Genomic DNA, 18,492 nt, shown 5'->3' with positions numbered 1-18,492 from the left:
GTGCAATAACATCAACATTCACAAAATAGTTCTTACAAATCCATTTCTTTGTGAATTCATTAACAACATTATATACACAGTTACTATTGGTAGGTGTTACTACCAAGTTTCATTTAGATTAAAAATTGAACACATAGTTAAATGTGTTCAATTTAGTCCACCTTTTTAAAAGTTTTGAAAATTAAATTTTATTAACTAGACTAACACACCGCTGCATACGGTGATATCTGGTCAGATAACTTTGCAAAAAAGACCTACCACATTTGGTAGGCCTTTTTAAATTAAGCATTCTTCTTTTTCGTAAGGTAAGACTTTAGTCCAGTTACGATTGCTGGAATCACTGAGATAAACAAAATTCCGAAAATCACAAGTGAGAAATGATCTTGGATAAATGGGATACGTCCGAAGAAGTATCCAGCTGGAATACAGATCAACGTCCACAATGTGGCAGCAATCATATCCAACATCATAAACTTCTTATATGGATAGTTGGCAAGTGCGGCCGCGAATGGTGAAAGGGTACGAATGATTGGCATGAAACGCGCCAAGATAACCGCAAACATCCCATACTTCTCAAAGAACTTGTTGGTATCATCCAAATTCTTTTGTGACACAAATCGTCCCACAAATTTACTTTGAATTAATGGCAACCCAACTTTGCGCCCGATGTAGAAGTTCAAAGAATCACCCAAGATAACAGCAATCCAGACAATCACAATCAGTAGAACTGGGTTCAAGACGTTCTTAGGCAAAGCTGCAACCGCCCCAGCGGCGAACAACAATGAATCTCCAGGTAAGAATGGGAAGATAACTGATCCCGTTTCAATAAAGATAACCGCGAAAATCAAGACGTATGTCCACGGCCCTAACACATTAACCCATTGATCTAAGTACTTATCAAGGTGTAAAAACACGTTGATAACGGTAGAAATTGCATTCATTTAAAATATTCCTCACTCTGTTTTATTATTACAAATACCATAAAAAACTACTTTATCATATTGCGCCACACTTATGTATCATCCATTTGAGAAATCACCAACGATTTGGTAACAATTATGACTAACCATTAAAAAAGAAAGCCCCACCACATCGAAAGTTGTTTTACAAAACAATCAGTGAGCCTTTCAAATTCATTTGATAATTTTCCCATTTTGGCTTTCCTGTATTTATAGCTAATGAGCCTTAAACCACCCTAAATATTTCAACCACTTTTTTATTTTTAGACGAGTTAGACAAACCTGCTTGCATCAGTGGCAACTGAAACATCTGCATAAACTGACTTTCATTGTCATTGCATATGTACACGACAACAAAACAGCGAAATAAAACGCCCATTAAACACTTCATCAGTTTTGGTTCAACGCTTTTAGGTTCTGCTTCATCAGCTAACCTCCAATCTCATTGACGTCTAGTTAATAGTATTCAAATTAAATATATTTATACCAAAATATATTAATTTATATCCCATCAATATTTTACGCCATTCGCCTCTTCGTACATGCATGATATTTTAAAAATCAATGATATACTGGAGAGAGAAAATTATTTCATGATAAGGAATTAGAACATGTCAAAAAATGCAAAAGGCTTCACTGCTATTATCGTATTGGTACTATTAGTCATCGCGAGTTTCTGTCTTGGTGGTTACATTGGCCATTCAAAAACAAATGAATCAAAACAAGTCAAACCAGCAAAGGTGCAAACATCAAAGAATAGCACTACCGCGAAGTCCAAGTCACAATCAGTCTCATCGAGTTCATCGAACCCTGCTGCTAAAAGTAGCTCGGTTAAATCATCTGAAACAAAAGCCAAATACACCGTGACGGTTCCACAACTGACTGAACGCTTACGAGCCCTTGCACGCGAAAATGGTCTAGCTGGTACGAACGCGCCAACGTTGGAAGTACGTCGTAATGCTGGTAACTCGTATACGTTAGTTGGATCTGACAACGCCCACACCAGTCTGTTAACCGCTAATCCAAATCCAGACGGAAGTTTTACGGTTAATGATCCTAAACACACCATTATTAAATAATCTGTAGGTGCTATCACATGATTGATGGCATCTTTTTTTATATATAGAACACAACCACACCCGTAAACCCCACTTACATGTTAAAAACATCACAAAACATTAAAAAGGGACGTTTTTAGTATTCCTTTTCCACGTTCAAATTGGTATTATAAATAAGTAAGTGGGTGTCAAGACACCCAAAACCCTTTATTTATTCTCATTGAACAGGAAGGAAACCCAATGTCTAACTCAATTTTAACTAAGACGAAATCCGTTTTTGAAACAACTTTTGAAGGCTTGATCCATGCCTTCAGTCCCAAGTATGAAGCACGTGAAGTGAAACAATTCACGAAAATTGACTGGTTATTACTCGTCATCATGCTTGTCGCACAAATTGCGATCTTCTTTTCAGCACATGACTATTCAACTGGTGCAATTATTTCACTTGTTGCTGGATTGACAATGGTTGTCTCACTCATTTTCGTTAACAAAGGACTTCTTGCAAATTATGCTTGGGGATTGATTTCAGCCATCGCCTGGCTCATTATCGCTATGATGAATCACCAAATTGGTTCAACTTACACCCAATACTTTTATATTATTATGCAATTCGTTGGGATGTACTTCTGGCAAAAGGACTTGAACACAACGCACAGTGATCGGGTCCACGCAAAACGCTTAACCCGTATCCAATTTGTACTCGTTCTTGTAGCTGCCGTCATTCTTTATTTTGTTTTGAACCAAAACATCGCTGCCAACCATGGCGTGCTACCACTCTTTGAAGCTGCGCTCCTTCCGCTTGGGATCGTCGGACAAATTTTGATGTCATTCGGTCAACGTTCCCAATGGCTATTTTGGATTACCATTAACGTTTTAAATGTTGTCATTTACATTTACCTTCTCCAACAAGGTCAAGCCGGTGCAACCACGATGTTAACGACGAACATCATTATGCTACTTAATTCATTCTATGGCGCTTATCAATGGATGAAAGAAAACTAATGCTATCAAAAGCGGCTCAATCCTGTGATTGAGCCGCTTTTTTATTTACACCAACTTTTGCAAAAGTTGAATTAATGTTGCTTGTTCAGTTTCGTTTAACTCACTCACCATCGTTGATGCGAGTTCATTTCGCGTCACCCTAAAGTCAGTGATTAAGTTTCGCGCTTCAGGTGCTACAAACAACTGCTTATTGCGAGAATTATCAGCCGGCGTCTTTCGTTCCAGCAATCCCGCTTTTTCAAGCTTCGTCAAAACAGCTGACACTGTTGCTGGGGTACGATTCAACATCGTCACAATGTCTTTTTGAATGACCCCAGGATTTTCTTCAATATAAGTTAGTATCATCATTTGGTGGGCATTCACATTCACATTCGCATGCATCAACACATCATCCATGTTAGCCTGTTCTTGAAATACGATTTGATGAATTAATCCATCAATCATTTGTCCGTTTGTTGGTTCAATCATTGCTTATTCCTCTGGATTCATTTTACCAATCATTCGTTTTGCAAACAATTGGTATCAACAAACCCATGCATCACACTTAAAACCACCTCTCTTATTTAAAATAAAAAAAAGCCTTAAATTGACAATAATATTTAAAAGGAATAAGATTTACATCTAATCTTAGTAAACTAGGGGTAATTACAAATGGGTGTTTTTGGTACCACGATGGTCTGCATCGCTGAATGGTTGCTATTCGTCTTCCCACTCTATCAAGCATATCTAGAACTTGATGAACAACGGGATCTCTTATTATCAAGTATTGATTTTAATGAAATCCGTAACCACGATTTCGATAATCGAAAGATTCATTTACGAGATCTAAATCAACTTAAAACCCTCCTAACCGATGAACAAAAAGCGGCGCTGAAAGCTTTTAACTCGCTTCGTAATAAAGCTGTTGCCTGGTTCTTCGTCGCGTTAGCTGGATACATCAAAGCTTGTAGCTCAACGTATGAAGTCATGGAACACTTCAGTCATCACGTAAATACTAGGGTATTTATCCTAGTCATTGTCATTTTGACTGGTTTGGGTTTGGCATTTATCTTGTCACGTGTTTTGACGAATGAAAAAGTAAAAGCGATTTAATAAAAGAAGTCAGTTAGCATGCTAACTGACTTCTTTTATTGCGCTATTAATTCTCCATTTTTTTCAAAAAAAATGTTGATAGTTTATCCAACCATTTACTCCGCTTCTTGTCAGATGACATCTTCACCATATTCATACTAATCCATTTTACATTTTTCATACCTGATAATTTGAGTGTTCCTCGCACCATTGCCCGCTGAATCGCATTACTATACATCAACTTGTAAAACGGCTTCGGTGTATTCATCGTCGTCACAATAGTCGCTGATTGTAGATTAGAGAGCTTACTATGCATCGTTATACCATTCTTAGCATATTCATATGTTCCACCTGGGAATATCACCTTATCAATAAACCCCTTCATCATGGCCGGCATCAGTTCCCACCAAATTGGGAAAACAAACACCAAATGATCCGCCTCTTTTAAGCGTTTAATATATCCAATCGATACTTCATCAACTGGTTTTTGGTTCACAAATGCTGCTAAATCTTCAGTCGACATCACTGGGTTAAATTTATCTTCATCCAAGTCGATGACATCAACTTCGTTACCAGTCGACTTTACTGTTGAAACAATTCTTTCTAGAATTGCGTGATTGAAACTTTTCTTATATGGATGGTTATATACAACTACTGTTTTCATTTTCATTTACCTCATGTCTTTTACAAATAACTTTTCATACATATCATATCATCGAAAAAAATCATTTCTCTAGTAAAAACATCATAGTAAAACGCGCCTGAGCACCATTAAAATAATCGTTTTATTTTACTGTTAGACACGTTATTGATAGATGAAACAGTGAAATTAACCATATTGATAGATTGATTTGATATGCAATATACAAATTTAAATATTTTTGAAATTCGATGAAATTACTTCAAAAAAAATACGGAAAATGACGTTCAAATCAATGATTTAAACGTCATTTTTTAGGCTTGCTTTCTTTTGATATTTGGTAAGGTTAACGCTAATCCCAATCCGATTATCCCGATAAGTGCAAATAGTCCATAGGTCACTTGAAAACTAGACCCCAGACTATGCGTTACATTTTGGCTTTGTGCCAAAACAGTTGTCGCTAGCATGACGCCGGCAGATCCAAAGAGTTGTCGAGCAGTTGTTGTGACAGCCGTACCATCTGACACCCAATCCTCCGGAATCGCATTTGCACCAGCGGTGACTGAAGGCATCATCACGAAAGCATTCCCCGCTTCGGTCATCATCGCTAGTAACATCGCGATGATTAATTGCATATGTCCCGCGAAAATTGCCATACAAGTAAATCCAACTGCAATCAGGCTCATCCCGATCGATGACACAACACGTGCACCATAACGATCAAGCATCTTACCACTCAATGGATTTAAAAAACTGAGCAATACCGCCGCTGGAACTAATGCTAGCCCTGAAATCAATGGTGATACATGTAAATATTCTTGGAAATATAACGGCATTAAAATTGTAGTAACAATTAATCCAACATACGAGAACCCCGTCATAAATACTGACTTGGTGAAATTTTTATATTTGAAAACCCGAAGTTGCAACATAGGCTTTGGTAAGCGCAATTCTCGCTTAACAAAAAACGCTGCCATTAGCATGCCAAGGAACAACATCCCCCAGGCAACAACGTGCGTCACATCTGTCTTTGTGAATAGTGTCAATGCATACAACATGATTGGAAAACTAGCTGAAAGCATAACTGACTGCCAATCAAGACGTGTGGGTTCAATCGGCATGACTGACTTAATCGTGCGAATTGAGACAAGTAAGACTAAAACTGAAACAATGAAGAAAAAGATAAATAAACTTTGCCATGAAGACCACGTTAAAATGATTCCTGAAATGATCGGTCCGACGGCTAATGCCGAATCCATCACTAATCCCGCAATTCCCATTGCCGAACCACGGTCATCTTTAGGCGTAATAGATAACATCACGGCCTGATAACTGGGAAAGATAATACCGACCGCCATTGCTTCCATTAACCGTCCAATCATTAACATACTAAATGATGGCGCCCACACACAGATTAACGTACCGATTGCGAAAGTGGCTTCAATGATTTGAAACAACCGTTTGAATGGGACGTTATGCAATAGCCATGGGCTGACTGGTATCATTAGCGTCATGACGAGCATAAAGCCGGTCGTGAGCCATGATACTGTGGCTGAATTAATTCCAAATGTATTCATAAAGGCTGGATATGCCGTGCTCAATGCCGATTGTGAAATCGACATCGAAAAGGTTCCAGTCAAGAGCGTTGCAATAAACATGCGTCGCTCGAGTTTAGTCATTGATTGTTCCATAATAGGCCTCCGACTCCTTTTTGCTACATGTCTATTTTACCACTCAATTTAGATTGAATCTAATTTAGTTTAGATATAAAAAAGACTTACCAAATTAAATTGATAAGTCTTTAGTTAATTTAATGATTTAGTGTAATGTAATTACCCAGTTCATGAATTAAACGATCTAGGTAATCATAATAATATTGGCGGAGTGGATGCAGGTGATTTTCTTTGATTAGCCAAGGCTTGTCAAAATTCGTATAGTGGACAATCACTGGTGCCTCAAGCGCTGCCTGTTCAATGGCTTGTCGCTCAACTATTGGATTCTCTCCATCTTCACCCTTAGCTAAGTGGCTTTGTAGGTTATACTTTGGATCAATATAAACCCAATCTCCATCGAAAATGGCATTTAGGGCATCCTGATCTTGATAACGCAAACTTTCCGGATGCTCATTGCATAACTTACGTGTCTTTTCGGTAATGTGCTCAGTACGCCAACGCTCAACATCAATTAATAACAATCCTGCATTAAAATATTGTCCTGGTCGGTCATCAACACCCATTTCGTGAAGTCGCTTTACGTAACCTTGATCTTCAACAGCTCCAACGACTTTTCCGTGCAGATCGGTTTCCCATAATGGCGTTAAATCACCGAGGCACACCATGTCGCAGTCAAGGTATAGTAACCTAGGCACATCGACTTGTTCCGGAATTTCAATCCGATAGTAGGTGTTTTTCTTGATGGCGCTGTCTGGGGATGAGGCATTCGCTTGTGCATATTTATCTGAAGTCTCATCCAAAAATGTGACAGACTGACAATTCTTAAAAACGGTTGGAATTGCATGCAATAGATTTTGACTTTCTGTCGACAAATGATCATTGACGATATAAAAATCAAAATCCACTGTAGCATTATTCTCTAAAATCGATGTATACAATACCGCAAGCGGAATTGCATTATTATCATCGGTCGTTGACGCAATACTCATTAACATGACTAAGCCTCCTCAGGTTTTTAAACAGATAACCATATGGAACTGACAAGCATATTACTCATATTTAACTCAGACAGAATTCGGGTCACTCCAGTTCGTTTGGTTACCCTACAAGTACATTATAACACTTTCATAAAAAACTAACCGAATACACATAAAAAGAACCATTCCAAAACTGGTAATGGTTCTTTTTTGTTGGTTAATTTGCATTTTTAAAATAAAATGGTTTCCATAATCAATTATCGTGTAAATTCTCCATAACCTAGTGCATGTTGTGCTGCTAGGTTTAACACACTCCACTGGCGGTCAAAGCCTGGTTGAAAGAAGAAATCAGCTTCTGCAATATCTTCTAGCGTCAGCTTTTGTGAAATGGCTAGAGCTAATGTATTACCATGTGCCGTGACATCATACCCGTCAGCTAACACTGCCCCTCCTAAGATTTGGTGGGTATCTGGGTTATAGCTAAGGTCAACTGCAATATCCCCATTACCCGATTGCGATGATACGAAGTAAGGCAAACGCTTGTCTTCGTAATGAACTGTTTCCATCGCGACGCTCGCACGATCAGCTGTCGTCCGATTTAATCCAGCTGTTGCAAATGAATACCCAAGGACATCAAGGGCTGACGTCCCAACCACACCCTTGAATGGTTTCGCATTTACGTTATCAGATGTAATGTTTTGGACGACATATTGCGCTTCACGGCGCGCAGTCGTTGCCAAAGCAATTGGCATTGGTTTATTTGCTGGAATTGAGAATGGTACAATCGCATCCCCAATTGCATAAACATCTGGTAGGTTCGTTTGGAGGAATGAATCTGTTTTAATCCAACCCTTTTGATCAAGTAGAACTGTTCCCTGAAGCCAATCTGTATTTGGTTGAACCCCAACTGCTTCAATTACAAGGTCTGCTGGATAACTTCCTGAGTCAGTTTCCACTTCACTAAGAACGCCCGCATCACCAATGTAGGCTTGAACAAATTCATGCATCCGCACATCCACGCCATTTGTTTGAAGTCGTTGCTTAATCTTATCCGACATTTCTTCATTAAGGTATGCACCCAATACATTCGGAAGTGTATCAATCAACGTAACGTGCTTTCCCGCACCAACAAAAGCTTCCGTGGCTTCAATCCCAATATATCCAGCCCCAACAATCACAACATTTTGTACTGCGGGATCCGCTAACTTGGCTTTAATTTTCAACGCCCAGTCATGACCACGCATTAAGAAAATATTCTTCAAGTCATTTCCTGGAACCGGTAATTGAACAGGATTGACCCCAGTACTCAAAATTAATTTGTCATAGGTTTCATCAGTTTCAATTCCTGTAACCGTATTTTTAACGTGCACAGTTTTATCGTCCGCATTAATTGCGACCACTTGACTATTATTCTTGACAACTCCGCCTAAATCTTCTAAATCACTTGGCTTAAAATTACGCACAGATGTATCGTCAATGACCTTATTCGTCAAGTATAATTCCATTCCGCAAGACATAAACGAAATGAAGTCACCCTGCTCCAAGATAGTCACCTCGGCTTCTGGTTCTTTGTGTAATAGTTCTAATGCAGCCTCGTGTCCACCATGCGATGCACCAACAATAAGATATTTCATGATTCGCCTCCATGCTATAATGCCTTGGCCTACATATTTTCTGTTAAGCCGTTGCTCTTTACTTTCCAGTAGTATGATTGCTGAATGTTTAAAAAACATTAAAAACAAATTTCGTTTCAGGTGATTATTTTAAATATTTAAAAGCATATATATACAATAATGAACACTTTAGGCTTTTTGTTCATCATTCACCCAAGTCATCATATTAGTTTGATATACATAATTCATCGACAAAAATTTATCAAATTTATTTTTTTATCAGTGTTAAATCGGCATAATTTTTTTCATTTAGTTATTCGCACTGACTGTAATTGAACATAAAATAGCAAATTAGTTAATAGAAATTCAATTATTTCTGCGATGGTTTTGACCAACAAAAAAAAGAGACTTACCAACATGAATTGGTAAGTCTCTTTTTAAGTTTAATTACTTAGCGATGATTTCGTTGTATTCTTCACGAGTGTCTCCGAACTCCTTTATAGATCAATGAGAGAGCCAGGTACACGCGATATTCGAGCGACAAGTGACCATTTTAAGGTGCCACCGAGCGCCCGTTTTGAAGTCAGATTTGGACAATTTTATACATATATAAGATCATCAAATTGAAGCATTAAGTAAAACACAACGATACATAATCAATCTCTGTGTGAAGCCTGACTGATGGGCTCAATAATACTTTTGTGACATTTACACTGTTTCTGGTCCAAATAAAATTACATGCCCTCTTTGCCCTGTTAGCCCTTTCCCCGTTCAATCAGAATAAAACGAGTGCCATCATGCACTCTTTTTCACCCTGATTTCATACGACGGCATCCACGGACCAGACCACCAACCATTAAATCCCAATTTTTTTACTACTACTTGTGCACCTAAATCATTGAGCACTTCTGCATATTCCGTTTGCTTATTTTCAGTATCGACAATTACCAACGTACCACCTTGCTTTAACACACGATATGCTTCTGAAATTGCTTTGTAACGTTCTTCTTTTGATTTGATATTGTGGATAACAAAGCTACTTGTTACAAAATCAAACGAATTGTCCTCAAAAGGTAAACTTCGAATATCTCCAGTTAGAATATTAGTAAAGCATTTTAAATTAGCATTTTTCACATTGGCCTCAGTCTGTTTGTTACCGTTATCTAGTTGATCGTGACTATTCCATAAATCAATTCCAGTTGCACCCCCGTTACTCCCTAACTGATCTGCAAATTTGATTAATGTTAGTCCATGACCAGTTCCCAAATCTAAGACCTGACTATCCGACTTAATGTTTAAATCTGCGATAATCCAATCCCATATCTCTGCTTTTCCATACAATGACGTATGTAAGGAAATTAACCCTGCAGCGATTAACATTAATCCCCATAGCAATGCCCATCCGACTCCTCGGAAATTATGAAAAAAAGCAATAAACGTCAACACTATCACGCCACTTATCAAATATCCAATCGTCATGTATGGCGCATCAAGACCATTTTTTAGTCTATTTTTCATTCCGTTCTCCCATACCGGTATCTAGCTACTTCATACCAACTACCATCAATAATAGAACATTTAAATATTTTTGTCGAAACATTTAAAATGTACAATTCACCTGTCTCAGAGAAACCATCTTGCTCTGTTTTTTCAATCCATACTAAAAAAGAGTGCTTTAAGGGCACTCTCTATATAATCAATTAAAAATAAAATTTTTGCCAAACCTTGGCTCGTCCTGGACGCAACGTTGGATTGTTGATAAGTAAAAACTCCCGGCTCAATCCCCCAGATGTGCGAAGCTTATAAAACGCGTTGGCAACCTTCCCTTTCTTAAATCCACGGTTTCATCGAATTTTTTGTAAACGGGGGTAAGATGAATTCCATTCACAGTTCATAAAGGTATAATCTACAAACAGCTTAGTGACTTGAAATTTAGTCATTGTACAGCTACTTTTTTTAATTTATTTCTTCTCCGTTCGGCTCAAAATATAATTAATAACCAGACATATGATTGTTCCTATTGTTACGATAGCCATTGCCCTTCCAATATTTGAACTAACGCCTAATGCATCTAATACGCGATTTGGTACACCAGAACTAATTCCGTGCATCATTTCATTTCTTGTAATTGCAGCAATTTCGTATCCGGGCCAATAATTTAGCACTGTTTGCATAAACTTTGGTAGAGCGTCATAAACAATATAGGTTCCTGATAGAAAACCAGCTAGGGTGCCAACAATTGCGGAGAGTGCAGAAAAACTTGCCATGGTGGATAAGCAACTTGAAATCAATGTGAAAAAATTTGCCGAGAAAACAACCAACAAACTATTAAATAAAATGCTCATCCAGAAATGCCCATTAAACGCATTTTCACTATACCTAATACTTAAATATCCAAAACAAATCACAGCAAAAATAATGGTAGATACCAACCCTTCGATAATTGCCGTTAACGTATATATCCACTTAATGGCGCTTAGTCGCAGTCCACTATTCACACTAAAATCATCTAATTTATTGTTTCTACGATCTTCCATTTCTTGTCCAAATGCATTTAATGTCGTTGTTAATGCAACAATACTAATCAATCCTGCTACCATCCATGTGTCAACAAACTTCCCGACGTGTTCAACGCGTGAAAGCGATGCAATTAAATTATTTCTTAGGAAAAATATATAGATCAGTAGACTAATAAACATTCCCAAAAATGAAAAAAAGATCCCCATTTTGTCATGGGTGTAAATAAGGAGGTTACGTTTAATTAATTTAGCGTACATAGGTGTTCACCTCCTCCATAGTCTGGAACAAATCAGTGTAGGATGTCTTGAGAATTTCAAAATCCGTATTTTCTAAATGATTGTTTTCCAGAAAATGCACTGCGTGCCCTGGGCTATCAAAGTATCTCACTTCTTTTGTCTCTGCTAACACCAGCTTTACTTTGGGCATACGTTGCAGAAATACATTAATGTCACCAAAGTACTTTATGCTGCCATTTTCTAAAAACAATACTTTATTTGCATTTTCCACTTCATCAAGTAAATGTGTTGTGAAGATTATGCCACATTTCGTACGATTCACATATTCATTAAGCTCATCCCAAATTTTTTTACGCATGCCAGCATCAATGCCAGCGGTTAGTTCATCTAGAATCAATAAACTTGGGCGCTCTGCCATTGCCCGAAGATAGTTGACGATTCTCTTTTGTCCTCCAGAAATGTGTGCATAGCTGTATTTCGGATTGATTTCATAATCTTTTGTTCTTGTTAGCGCATCTGCACAGGCTACTTTATCGTCAATGCGACACTTAAGATTTTGTTGTACAGTGAGTTCATCATCTAAAATATTATTTTGGAAAACCGCTGCTATTTTACCTTCTGTTAAATTCACGATCCCATTCGAAGGTCGTTGTAATCCCATCATTATATTTAATAATGTTGTTTTTCCCGCTCCATTTGCACCAATTAGGGCAATGACATCTCCGTCGTTAATTGAAAGTGATATATTCTGAAGGATATTCTTGTATGTCACATCATCTAATATTAGTTCCATCGTGTTCGCCTCACAATTATTGTTATTAAATTAGCTGAATTTCCCGTTCATTGAGAACCATTTATCTAAAATAAATTAAAAAAGCAATCAAGATACAAGTCAGCACCAATCTTACGGCATGATGTTGCCAATGAAAATTATGATGACTCATACCTTGCCAAATAGCGGCTACCTGATAATAGAGCAATCCGCCTATTCCCACTACTGAAAATGTTTTTGATCCTGCAAAAATGGCTGTAATAACCATAATGAAACTAACAATACCCGTCAGTATATTCACACGTTCGCCATTTTCTTTATACATTTGAAATGAAGCCACTAACGTAAATACCGCATATATTCCAATAATTAATTTTAAATATATCATCCCAGCGCTCCCTTAATAAGTTTTATCGTATTGCTATTTTATCACATTTGATTAATTTTAAATGAAATTAATTTTATATTACACCTTAAAACGCATTTAAAACAGCGTTTATAATATTGATAAAAATGATATAATTATTTAACGACAATTTTTTAAGAAAGTGGATGAGAAAAATGAATACAACTATCGCAATTCTTTCAGACATTCATGGTAACTACACTGCCCTATCATCTATCATTAGAGACATTGAGCAATCAAACATAGACGAAACTTGGTTCTTAGGGGATTTAATAATGCCAGGTCCAGGCGGAGATGATCTGTTCGACTTACTTGATGAAGTAAATACGACTGTTTTTTTGCGTGGTAATTGGGATGATTGCTATTTCGAAGTTATGGATGGGGCGTTAGATTTTAATGACCCCAGCGATGTGTACGTCGGAACACTAGTTCAATATGTTCATGATCACTTATCAAAGAAAAATGTTAATCGCTTAAAAACCGCCCCGATATCAACAACCAAAGAGGTAAATGGATTAAGTATTCAATTGACGCACAATCTTCCCAATATTAATTATGGTCCTGAATTGATTGCGGGTGCCGATACACCTGCTTTTGAAGCTCTTTTTGAAAATCAACAGACCGATATCGCCATTTACGGTCACATCCATCATCAAGTATTACGATATAGTGCAGCCGATCAAATGGTCGTAAATCCTGGATCAGTTGGTGAGCCATACTTTTCACACGAAAAGCTTGGGAAAGACCGCCGTGCACAGTACGCCATTTTAACGATTGATGATGCTGGAATTGCGGAAATTAATTTCAAAAAAATTTCATACGACATTCCTAAAGAAGTCAAAAGAGCAAAAAGCGCCAATCTTCCCTATTCGGACCTCTATCAAGAGTCCATTGAAACCGGTAATTCCCGTGTCCGTGATGCTGCACTACTAACTCAGCTCAAACAAGAACATGACTATGTTAATGGCTTAAAAAAATTCTTGGCAAATTAATCCTATGTTTAAACAAAATAGCCTCGTGTAGTGATCATCACTAAACGAGGCTATTCTAATCATGCACAATATGTGGACTTGGTTGTCCATGATAAATTAAATCAATGTCATTCAAAGCAATCGTCACCATGTTTTGAACAGCTGCATCAGTATAAAAACCTATATGCGGCGTCAACGAGACATTTGGTAATGCCATCACACGATCAAAAAGAGAAACATCTTGATTCGTTCCACGTAAATCGTTCTCAATGACCTTCTCCTCACCTTCAAGTGTATCTAATCCTGCGGCTGCAATTTCACCTGATTCAATTGCATCAAGTAAAGCCTTTGTATCAACAATTGGTCCCCGCGCGCAATTAATGAAAATGGCTGAATCTTTCATTTTTTTGAAGGTCGCTTCATTGATAATATGATGCGTCGTACTGTCTAAATTTGTATGAACTGTTAATACATCGCTCTGATCTAAAAGTTCATCAAATGAAACATAGTCAAGTGTGTCAGCCAATTCTGGACGTTGAACGATATCGTTGGCAATGACTCTTGCACCTAGTGCCTTAAAAATCCGCGCAACGGTACTCCCGATTTTCCCCGCGCCTAAAATACCCACTGTTAAATTGTGAATTTCATACGATTCCAATCCATCCCACGAATAATTATGTTCCCGCATACGCGATTCCGCTTCTTCAATATGGCGCACGTGAATCATTGTATGCGCTAACGCTTCTTCAGCAACTGATCGTGGCGAGTAACCTGGTACATTCGTTACAACAATCCCATTTTCATCCGCGGCCTTAAAATCTACGATATCATAACCAGTCATACGCAAAGCAATATGATGAATACCCATATCCGCCAATTGCTGGTACACTTCTGGGCCTCCAAATGGACCTCCAAATGGACCATGTTGTGCAATAACAACGACCTCAAATCCATTGGCTTGATTAATCGTATCTGTTTTAAAATCATCAGACGTTGTTTCAATGTGCGCGTTGTGTTCCTTTGCCCACTGTTGAATTGCTGGTTGTTCATCATGTCGAACACTAAACATCTTTATTTTCATAATAATCACTCCAATCGACTATTCAAAGTTTTTCGCATCGTTTAATTAAAAATGATAAATTAATTACATTATTAGAACTTTATCATCTAGTTAAACTTATTGCAATTCAGAAGAGCAAATATTACCAAACTTCCCTATTCGGCTCTTTATCAAGAGTCCATTGAAACCGGTAATTCACGTGTTAGTCACACTGCCCTATTAATTCATATTAACCAGGAACTTGACTATTTTAATGCCTTAAAAAAATACTTAACATGCCACTAAAAAGAGACTTACCAAACACTTGGTAAGCCTCTCTTTTCTACTCTAAGTAATACTTATAATTGACGAAGAATTAATTTTTCCCGATTTTTTCTAAGTTTTGCTTTTGTGTATCGCTTAGTTGATTTATCCCTTTTTCCAGGTTTTCACGCTTATATTCTGCCAGTTGCAATTGCTTCAAATAGCCCCTACCTGTGTAAGGTGTAGAACTAGTTGGTAAAGTGATATACTTGCCGTTGCCTTGTGGTATATATGCTGTCATACCATCTGCAGATACATAATTTCCGGCGCCATCTGGACTCACATCTGAAGGTAGCGTACTAATCATTTCATCGTCACCTTCAGAAGCCGTTCCATCATTTTCACTAGGATCAACTGTTTGACTCGATTCCGAAACAACAGTACTTGAGGTGTTCTCATCCACAGTGTTTGATTCCGAATCAATTCCACTACTATCATCTGAAACGTCTGATGTTTTTGATGACATTGTCATGTCATGTTTAGTTTCATGACCGCTATTTTGACTTCCCAGCACAACGCCAATAGTTATACCTATACCAATAATAACCATAGCAAGTATCGTAACCACAACCCAAGAAAATTGCTTTTTAGATTGATTCCGTGCACTTCGAGTTTCGTTGCCAGCCATTTAAGTTCTCCGAATTAATATAATTTATATTTTATTATATCTAACTTATTTAAGTTAAACCATCATAAATGTTGTTTAATAACGATTCGCTTCCCGTCATTTACAACTCTAATTCAGTGTAATAACTATTAGCTGAAATATTCTCACATGTAACCTTATCTGAGATTTATTTCATAGCCGCTGATCTCTCCGCTTAGCATTACTTAACAATCTGTGGTTTTAAAACAAACTAAACTTATTAATATGCAAAAGAGATGAGCAACCCAATCAAATTAAAAAGAGGCTTCTCACAAAATTGGAAACGCCTCTTTCACAGCTACTACTATAACACTGATTTTAAATCTCTCTTAGTTACATTTTCAATGAAGTACCACCTTATTTTCGAGAAACTATCTTCATTCATTAATTGGTATTTCTGTCGTGATAAAGTCACCAAACGCATGAATTAAACAATCAAGATAATCATAATAATACTGTAGCAATGGATGTAGATGATTCTCTTTAACTAGCCATGGTTTATCAAAATTCGTATAATGCACAATAATCGGTGCATCAAGCGCAACTTGTTCAATTGCTTGTCGTTCAACTAAGGGATTTTTACCACCTTCACCTTTGGCCAAATGACTCTGTAAATTGTATTTTGGATTAATATATACCCAATCACCCTCAAAGATTGCATTTAATGCGTCTTGATCTTGATAACGTAATTTCTCTGGGTGTTCATTACATAGCTTCCGGGTCTTTTCAGTAATATTTTCAGCACGCCAACGTACGACATCAATTAATAATAATCCCGCATTAAAGTACCGACCAGGTCTTGCATCAATTCCCATCTCCTGAAGGCGCTTCACGTATCCCTGGTCCTCCACTGCTCCCACCACTTGTCCATGTAGATCTGTTTCCCACAGCGTCTTTAAATCACCAAGACATACCATGTCACAGTCAAGGTAAAGCAATCTCGGCACATCAACTTGTTCCGGAATTTCGATTCGGTAGTAGGTGTTCTTTTTTATGGCACTGTCTGGCGACGATGCATTGGCTTTCGCATAATATCCAGATGTCTCATCCAAAAATGAAACTGATTGACAATTTTTAAAGACTTTAGGAAATGCCTTCAATAAATTTTGATTCTTAGCGGACAAATGATCATTAACGATATAAAAATCGAAATCTACATCAGAGTTGTTCTCTAAAATTGATGTATACAATACCGAAAGTGGAACTGTATTATTATCATCGGTTGTTGACGCGATACTCATTAACATGACAAAGCCTCCTCAGGTTTTACAACAGATAACCATATGGAACTGACAAGCATATTTTTTATATTCGACTAATACATCATTCGGGTTAATCCAGTTCTCTTGGTTACCCTACAACTTCCTTATAACACCTTCATAAAACACTAACCGAATGCACATAAAAGAGACCTACCAAAGTAAATTGGCAGGTCTCTTTTTATGCTTAAATGATTAACGATAATTTCGATGTATCCTTCCGGGTTCGCGGATGTTTCAATACTAAATTGTACACATTCGTCTGCGATAAAGGACCATTCATATGACGGCCAAAGCAACAGCCGCACTAGCCTCCTCACAAATTTTCATTATATTTTTGAATTTCTTCTAGCATTGCCAGATACAATTGTTCATCCCCTAACTCATTTAATTTTTCCAGAACATCATGTAGTTTTGAGGTATCACGATTAATTAATGCCAATCTGATTTGATTTATGTAAACTAAATCCACACGCTTTAACTTTTTGGATAGCCCAATACTTTCTTTGAGATAATTTTCAGCAGCATCCCAGATTCCTTGATTTATGAACAATGACGTGAGATTGACAAGCAGCGCATTCTTTAACGATGTTAAGTTCGGATAATTATTGTCAATTCTTTGCACGGCATGTTTGACAATGTTTTCAGCAGTAATAGCATCAAAATAATAGAGAATAAAGTTAATTAGATATAAATCTACTTCTGACCAATTATCAATTTTTTCTAAATAAGACCATACCGGCATGACTTCCGCTTTTAACTTATTGATATCCTCTGAATCTATTTTTCTAAATGCTTCTAGAACAGTTTGCACGTGGTCGAGTACCTGGTTATTCATATCTGCATTTAATCGATCGATTGCACGGATAAGTTCTTCGATTTCTGAAAGTTGTGTCGAATTAAAAAGTTGTTTAAATGACGACAATACGCGATTGTATTGATATTCAATACTGTCATTTTCAAATTCATACAGTTCAACGATTGATAACCCTAGTTTCTCAAGGATTTTTTCGACTGTTTCATAGGAGGGATTTTGGGCACCCATTTCAATTTTTACTATTGAGGTTCTAGAAACAATCCCTTCCGCTAAAGCTGCCTGAGTCATATTACGACTCTGTCGAGCCTTTCTTATCATTTTCCCAATTTCCATACCATTATCCCCTCAATAATGTACATCTTATTTTAAATATACGATAGCAGATCAATAACCGTATATCTATCATCCGCTTAAGCCTAATTATAAAAGTTTGTTTCAAACGCAATAATATAGCTCAGCGTCTTCATAGTAAATAAAATCAAAAATACTGCTTATCTTTATGTACTATA

18 protein-coding genes are annotated in these 18,492 nt (G+C 37.3%); 4 read left to right on the top strand and 14 right to left on the bottom strand.

The annotated features are described in order from the left end of the window. Nucleotides 1-281: 281 nt before the first annotated feature. Entirely contained in the window at nt 282-941 is a 660-nt protein-coding gene (locus D3P96_RS01865) for a VTT domain-containing protein (protein ID WP_124942696.1), read from the bottom strand. A gap of 629 nt (nt 942-1,570) precedes the next feature. Between D3P96_RS01865 and D3P96_RS01860 the strand changes: the two genes are divergently transcribed. Continuing rightward, on the top strand, nt 1,571-2,038 hold the full coding sequence (locus D3P96_RS01860) for a hypothetical protein (RefSeq protein WP_124942695.1): 468 nt from the start codon (nt 1,571-1,573) through the stop codon (nt 2,036-2,038). A gap of 219 nt (nt 2,039-2,257) precedes the next feature. Beyond that, nucleotides 2,258-3,019 (top strand): nicotinamide riboside transporter PnuC, encoded by a 762-nt coding sequence (gene pnuC, locus D3P96_RS01855; RefSeq protein ID WP_124942694.1) that lies wholly within the window; start codon nt 2,258-2,260, stop codon nt 3,017-3,019. A 45-nt stretch (nt 3,020-3,064) separates the two neighbouring features. Here the strand turns inward: pnuC and D3P96_RS01850 are convergent, their stop codons facing one another. Next, on the bottom strand, nt 3,065-3,487 hold the full coding sequence (locus D3P96_RS01850; protein ID WP_124942693.1) for a MarR family winged helix-turn-helix transcriptional regulator: 423 nt from the start codon (nt 3,485-3,487) through the stop codon (nt 3,065-3,067). 183 nt (nt 3,488-3,670) lie between these two features. Here D3P96_RS01850 and D3P96_RS01845 point away from each other — a divergent pair, with 183 nt between their 5' ends. Further along, nucleotides 3,671-4,111 carry a hypothetical protein gene (locus tag D3P96_RS01845; protein WP_124942692.1) on the top strand — a complete coding sequence of 147 codons (441 nt, stop codon included), beginning with the start codon at nt 3,671-3,673 and terminating at the stop codon, nt 4,109-4,111. 46 nt (nt 4,112-4,157) lie between these two features. Here the strand turns inward: D3P96_RS01845 and D3P96_RS01840 are convergent, their stop codons facing one another. From D3P96_RS01840 to D3P96_RS01805, 8 genes are all read right to left on the bottom strand, one after another. Further along, complete coding sequence (locus D3P96_RS01840) at nt 4,158-4,754, bottom strand: NAD(P)H-dependent oxidoreductase (protein ID WP_124942691.1); 597 nt, start codon at nt 4,752-4,754, stop codon at nt 4,158-4,160. A 290-nt stretch (nt 4,755-5,044) separates the two neighbouring features. Continuing rightward, the gene (locus tag D3P96_RS01835) at nt 5,045-6,421 is read right to left on the bottom strand and encodes an MFS transporter (RefSeq protein WP_185696051.1); all 1,377 of its coding nucleotides are present in this window, start codon (nt 6,419-6,421) and stop codon (nt 5,045-5,047) included. A gap of 119 nt (nt 6,422-6,540) precedes the next feature. Next, on the bottom strand, nt 6,541-7,398 hold the full coding sequence (locus D3P96_RS01830) for a glycosyltransferase family 8 protein (protein WP_124942690.1): 858 nt from the start codon (nt 7,396-7,398) through the stop codon (nt 6,541-6,543). 239 nt (nt 7,399-7,637) lie between these two features. Next, the gene (locus tag D3P96_RS01825; RefSeq protein WP_124942689.1) at nt 7,638-9,014 is read right to left on the bottom strand and encodes an FAD-dependent oxidoreductase; all 1,377 of its coding nucleotides are present in this window, start codon (nt 9,012-9,014) and stop codon (nt 7,638-7,640) included. A 774-nt stretch (nt 9,015-9,788) separates the two neighbouring features. Next, nucleotides 9,789-10,511, bottom strand: coding sequence for a class I SAM-dependent methyltransferase (locus D3P96_RS01820; protein WP_124942688.1), 723 nt, complete (start codon nt 10,509-10,511; stop codon nt 9,789-9,791). Between the two features lie 443 nt (nt 10,512-10,954). After that, nucleotides 10,955-11,770: an ABC transporter permease gene (locus D3P96_RS01815; RefSeq protein ID WP_124942687.1), complete on the bottom strand. Its 816-nt coding sequence runs from the start codon at nt 11,768-11,770 to the stop codon at nt 10,955-10,957. Beyond that, a complete protein-coding gene (locus D3P96_RS01810) occupies nt 11,760-12,542 on the bottom strand; it encodes an ATP-binding cassette domain-containing protein (protein ID WP_124942686.1) in 783 nt (260 codons plus the stop codon). The genes D3P96_RS01815 and D3P96_RS01810 overlap by 11 nt, the downstream gene beginning before the upstream one ends. Before the next feature lie 61 nt (nt 12,543-12,603). Then, nucleotides 12,604-12,909: a hypothetical protein gene (locus D3P96_RS01805; RefSeq protein ID WP_124942685.1), complete on the bottom strand. Its 306-nt coding sequence runs from the start codon at nt 12,907-12,909 to the stop codon at nt 12,604-12,606. Between the two features lie 173 nt (nt 12,910-13,082). Between D3P96_RS01805 and D3P96_RS01800 the strand changes: the two genes are divergently transcribed. Beyond that, complete coding sequence (locus D3P96_RS01800) at nt 13,083-13,919, top strand: metallophosphoesterase family protein (protein ID WP_124942684.1); 837 nt, start codon at nt 13,083-13,085, stop codon at nt 13,917-13,919. A gap of 55 nt (nt 13,920-13,974) precedes the next feature. Here the strand turns inward: D3P96_RS01800 and D3P96_RS01795 are convergent, their stop codons facing one another. The 4 genes from D3P96_RS01795 to D3P96_RS01780 all read right to left on the bottom strand — a co-directional run bounded on the left by D3P96_RS01795 (nt 13,975) and on the right by D3P96_RS01780 (nt 18,316). Then, a complete protein-coding gene (locus D3P96_RS01795; RefSeq protein ID WP_185696062.1) occupies nt 13,975-14,982 on the bottom strand; it encodes a D-2-hydroxyacid dehydrogenase in 1,008 nt (335 codons plus the stop codon). Nucleotides 14,983-15,313: 331 nt separating this feature from the next. Continuing rightward, nucleotides 15,314-15,727: a hypothetical protein gene (locus D3P96_RS01790; RefSeq protein ID WP_148091214.1), complete on the bottom strand. Its 414-nt coding sequence runs from the start codon at nt 15,725-15,727 to the stop codon at nt 15,314-15,316. Between the two features lie 557 nt (nt 15,728-16,284). Continuing rightward, complete coding sequence (locus D3P96_RS01785) at nt 16,285-17,154, bottom strand: glycosyltransferase family 8 protein (protein ID WP_124942681.1); 870 nt, start codon at nt 17,152-17,154, stop codon at nt 16,285-16,287. A gap of 328 nt (nt 17,155-17,482) precedes the next feature. Next, nucleotides 17,483-18,316, bottom strand: coding sequence for a helix-turn-helix domain-containing protein (locus tag D3P96_RS01780; RefSeq protein ID WP_124942680.1), 834 nt, complete (start codon nt 18,314-18,316; stop codon nt 17,483-17,485). Between the last annotated feature and the right edge of the window lie 176 nt (nt 18,317-18,492).

This window comes from Weissella viridescens, from assembly GCF_003862435.1.
GTDB classification, from domain to species: domain Bacteria; phylum Bacillota; class Bacilli; order Lactobacillales; family Lactobacillaceae; genus Weissella; species Weissella viridescens_A.
The sequence above is the reverse complement of the archived record's forward strand: the minus strand, read 5'-3'. Positions and strand labels throughout refer to the sequence as shown.

What these genes read in the sequence shown, in the direction of transcription:
- D3P96_RS01785 (WP_124942681.1), bottom strand. Translation starts at nt 17,154, where the DNA reads ATGTTAATGAGTATCGCGTCAACAACCGATGATAATAATACAGTTCCA.
- D3P96_RS01865 (WP_124942696.1), bottom strand. Translation starts at nt 941, where the DNA reads ATGAATGCAATTTCTACCGTTATCAACGTGTTTTTACACCTTGATAAG.
- D3P96_RS01825 (WP_124942689.1), bottom strand. Translation starts at nt 9,014, where the DNA reads ATGAAATATCTTATTGTTGGTGCATCGCATGGTGGACACGAGGCTGCA.
- D3P96_RS01830 (WP_124942690.1), bottom strand. Translation starts at nt 7,398, where the DNA reads ATGTTAATGAGTATTGCGTCAACGACCGATGATAATAATGCAATTCCG.
- D3P96_RS01780 (WP_124942680.1), bottom strand. Translation starts at nt 18,316, where the DNA reads ATGGAAATTGGGAAAATGATAAGAAAGGCTCGACAGAGTCGTAATATG.
- D3P96_RS01850 (WP_124942693.1), bottom strand. Translation starts at nt 3,487, where the DNA reads ATGATTGAACCAACAAACGGACAAATGATTGATGGATTAATTCATCAA.
- D3P96_RS01810 (WP_124942686.1), bottom strand. Translation starts at nt 12,542, where the DNA reads ATGGAACTAATATTAGATGATGTGACATACAAGAATATCCTTCAGAAT.
- D3P96_RS01800 (WP_124942684.1), top strand. Translation starts at nt 13,083, where the DNA reads ATGAATACAACTATCGCAATTCTTTCAGACATTCATGGTAACTACACT.
- D3P96_RS01790 (WP_148091214.1), bottom strand. Translation starts at nt 15,727, where the DNA reads ATGTCATCAAAAACATCAGACGTTTCAGATGATAGTAGTGGAATTGAT.
- D3P96_RS01835 (WP_185696051.1), bottom strand. Translation starts at nt 6,421, where the DNA reads ATGGAACAATCAATGACTAAACTCGAGCGACGCATGTTTATTGCAACG.
- D3P96_RS01815 (WP_124942687.1), bottom strand. Translation starts at nt 11,770, where the DNA reads ATGTACGCTAAATTAATTAAACGTAACCTCCTTATTTACACCCATGAC.
- D3P96_RS01860 (WP_124942695.1), top strand. Translation starts at nt 1,571, where the DNA reads ATGTCAAAAAATGCAAAAGGCTTCACTGCTATTATCGTATTGGTACTA.
- pnuC (WP_124942694.1), top strand. Translation starts at nt 2,258, where the DNA reads ATGTCTAACTCAATTTTAACTAAGACGAAATCCGTTTTTGAAACAACT.
- D3P96_RS01820 (WP_124942688.1), bottom strand. Translation starts at nt 10,511, where the DNA reads ATGAAAAATAGACTAAAAAATGGTCTTGATGCGCCATACATGACGATT.
- D3P96_RS01805 (WP_124942685.1), bottom strand. Translation starts at nt 12,909, where the DNA reads ATGATATATTTAAAATTAATTATTGGAATATATGCGGTATTTACGTTA.
- D3P96_RS01840 (WP_124942691.1), bottom strand. Translation starts at nt 4,754, where the DNA reads ATGAAAACAGTAGTTGTATATAACCATCCATATAAGAAAAGTTTCAAT.
- D3P96_RS01845 (WP_124942692.1), top strand. Translation starts at nt 3,671, where the DNA reads ATGGGTGTTTTTGGTACCACGATGGTCTGCATCGCTGAATGGTTGCTA.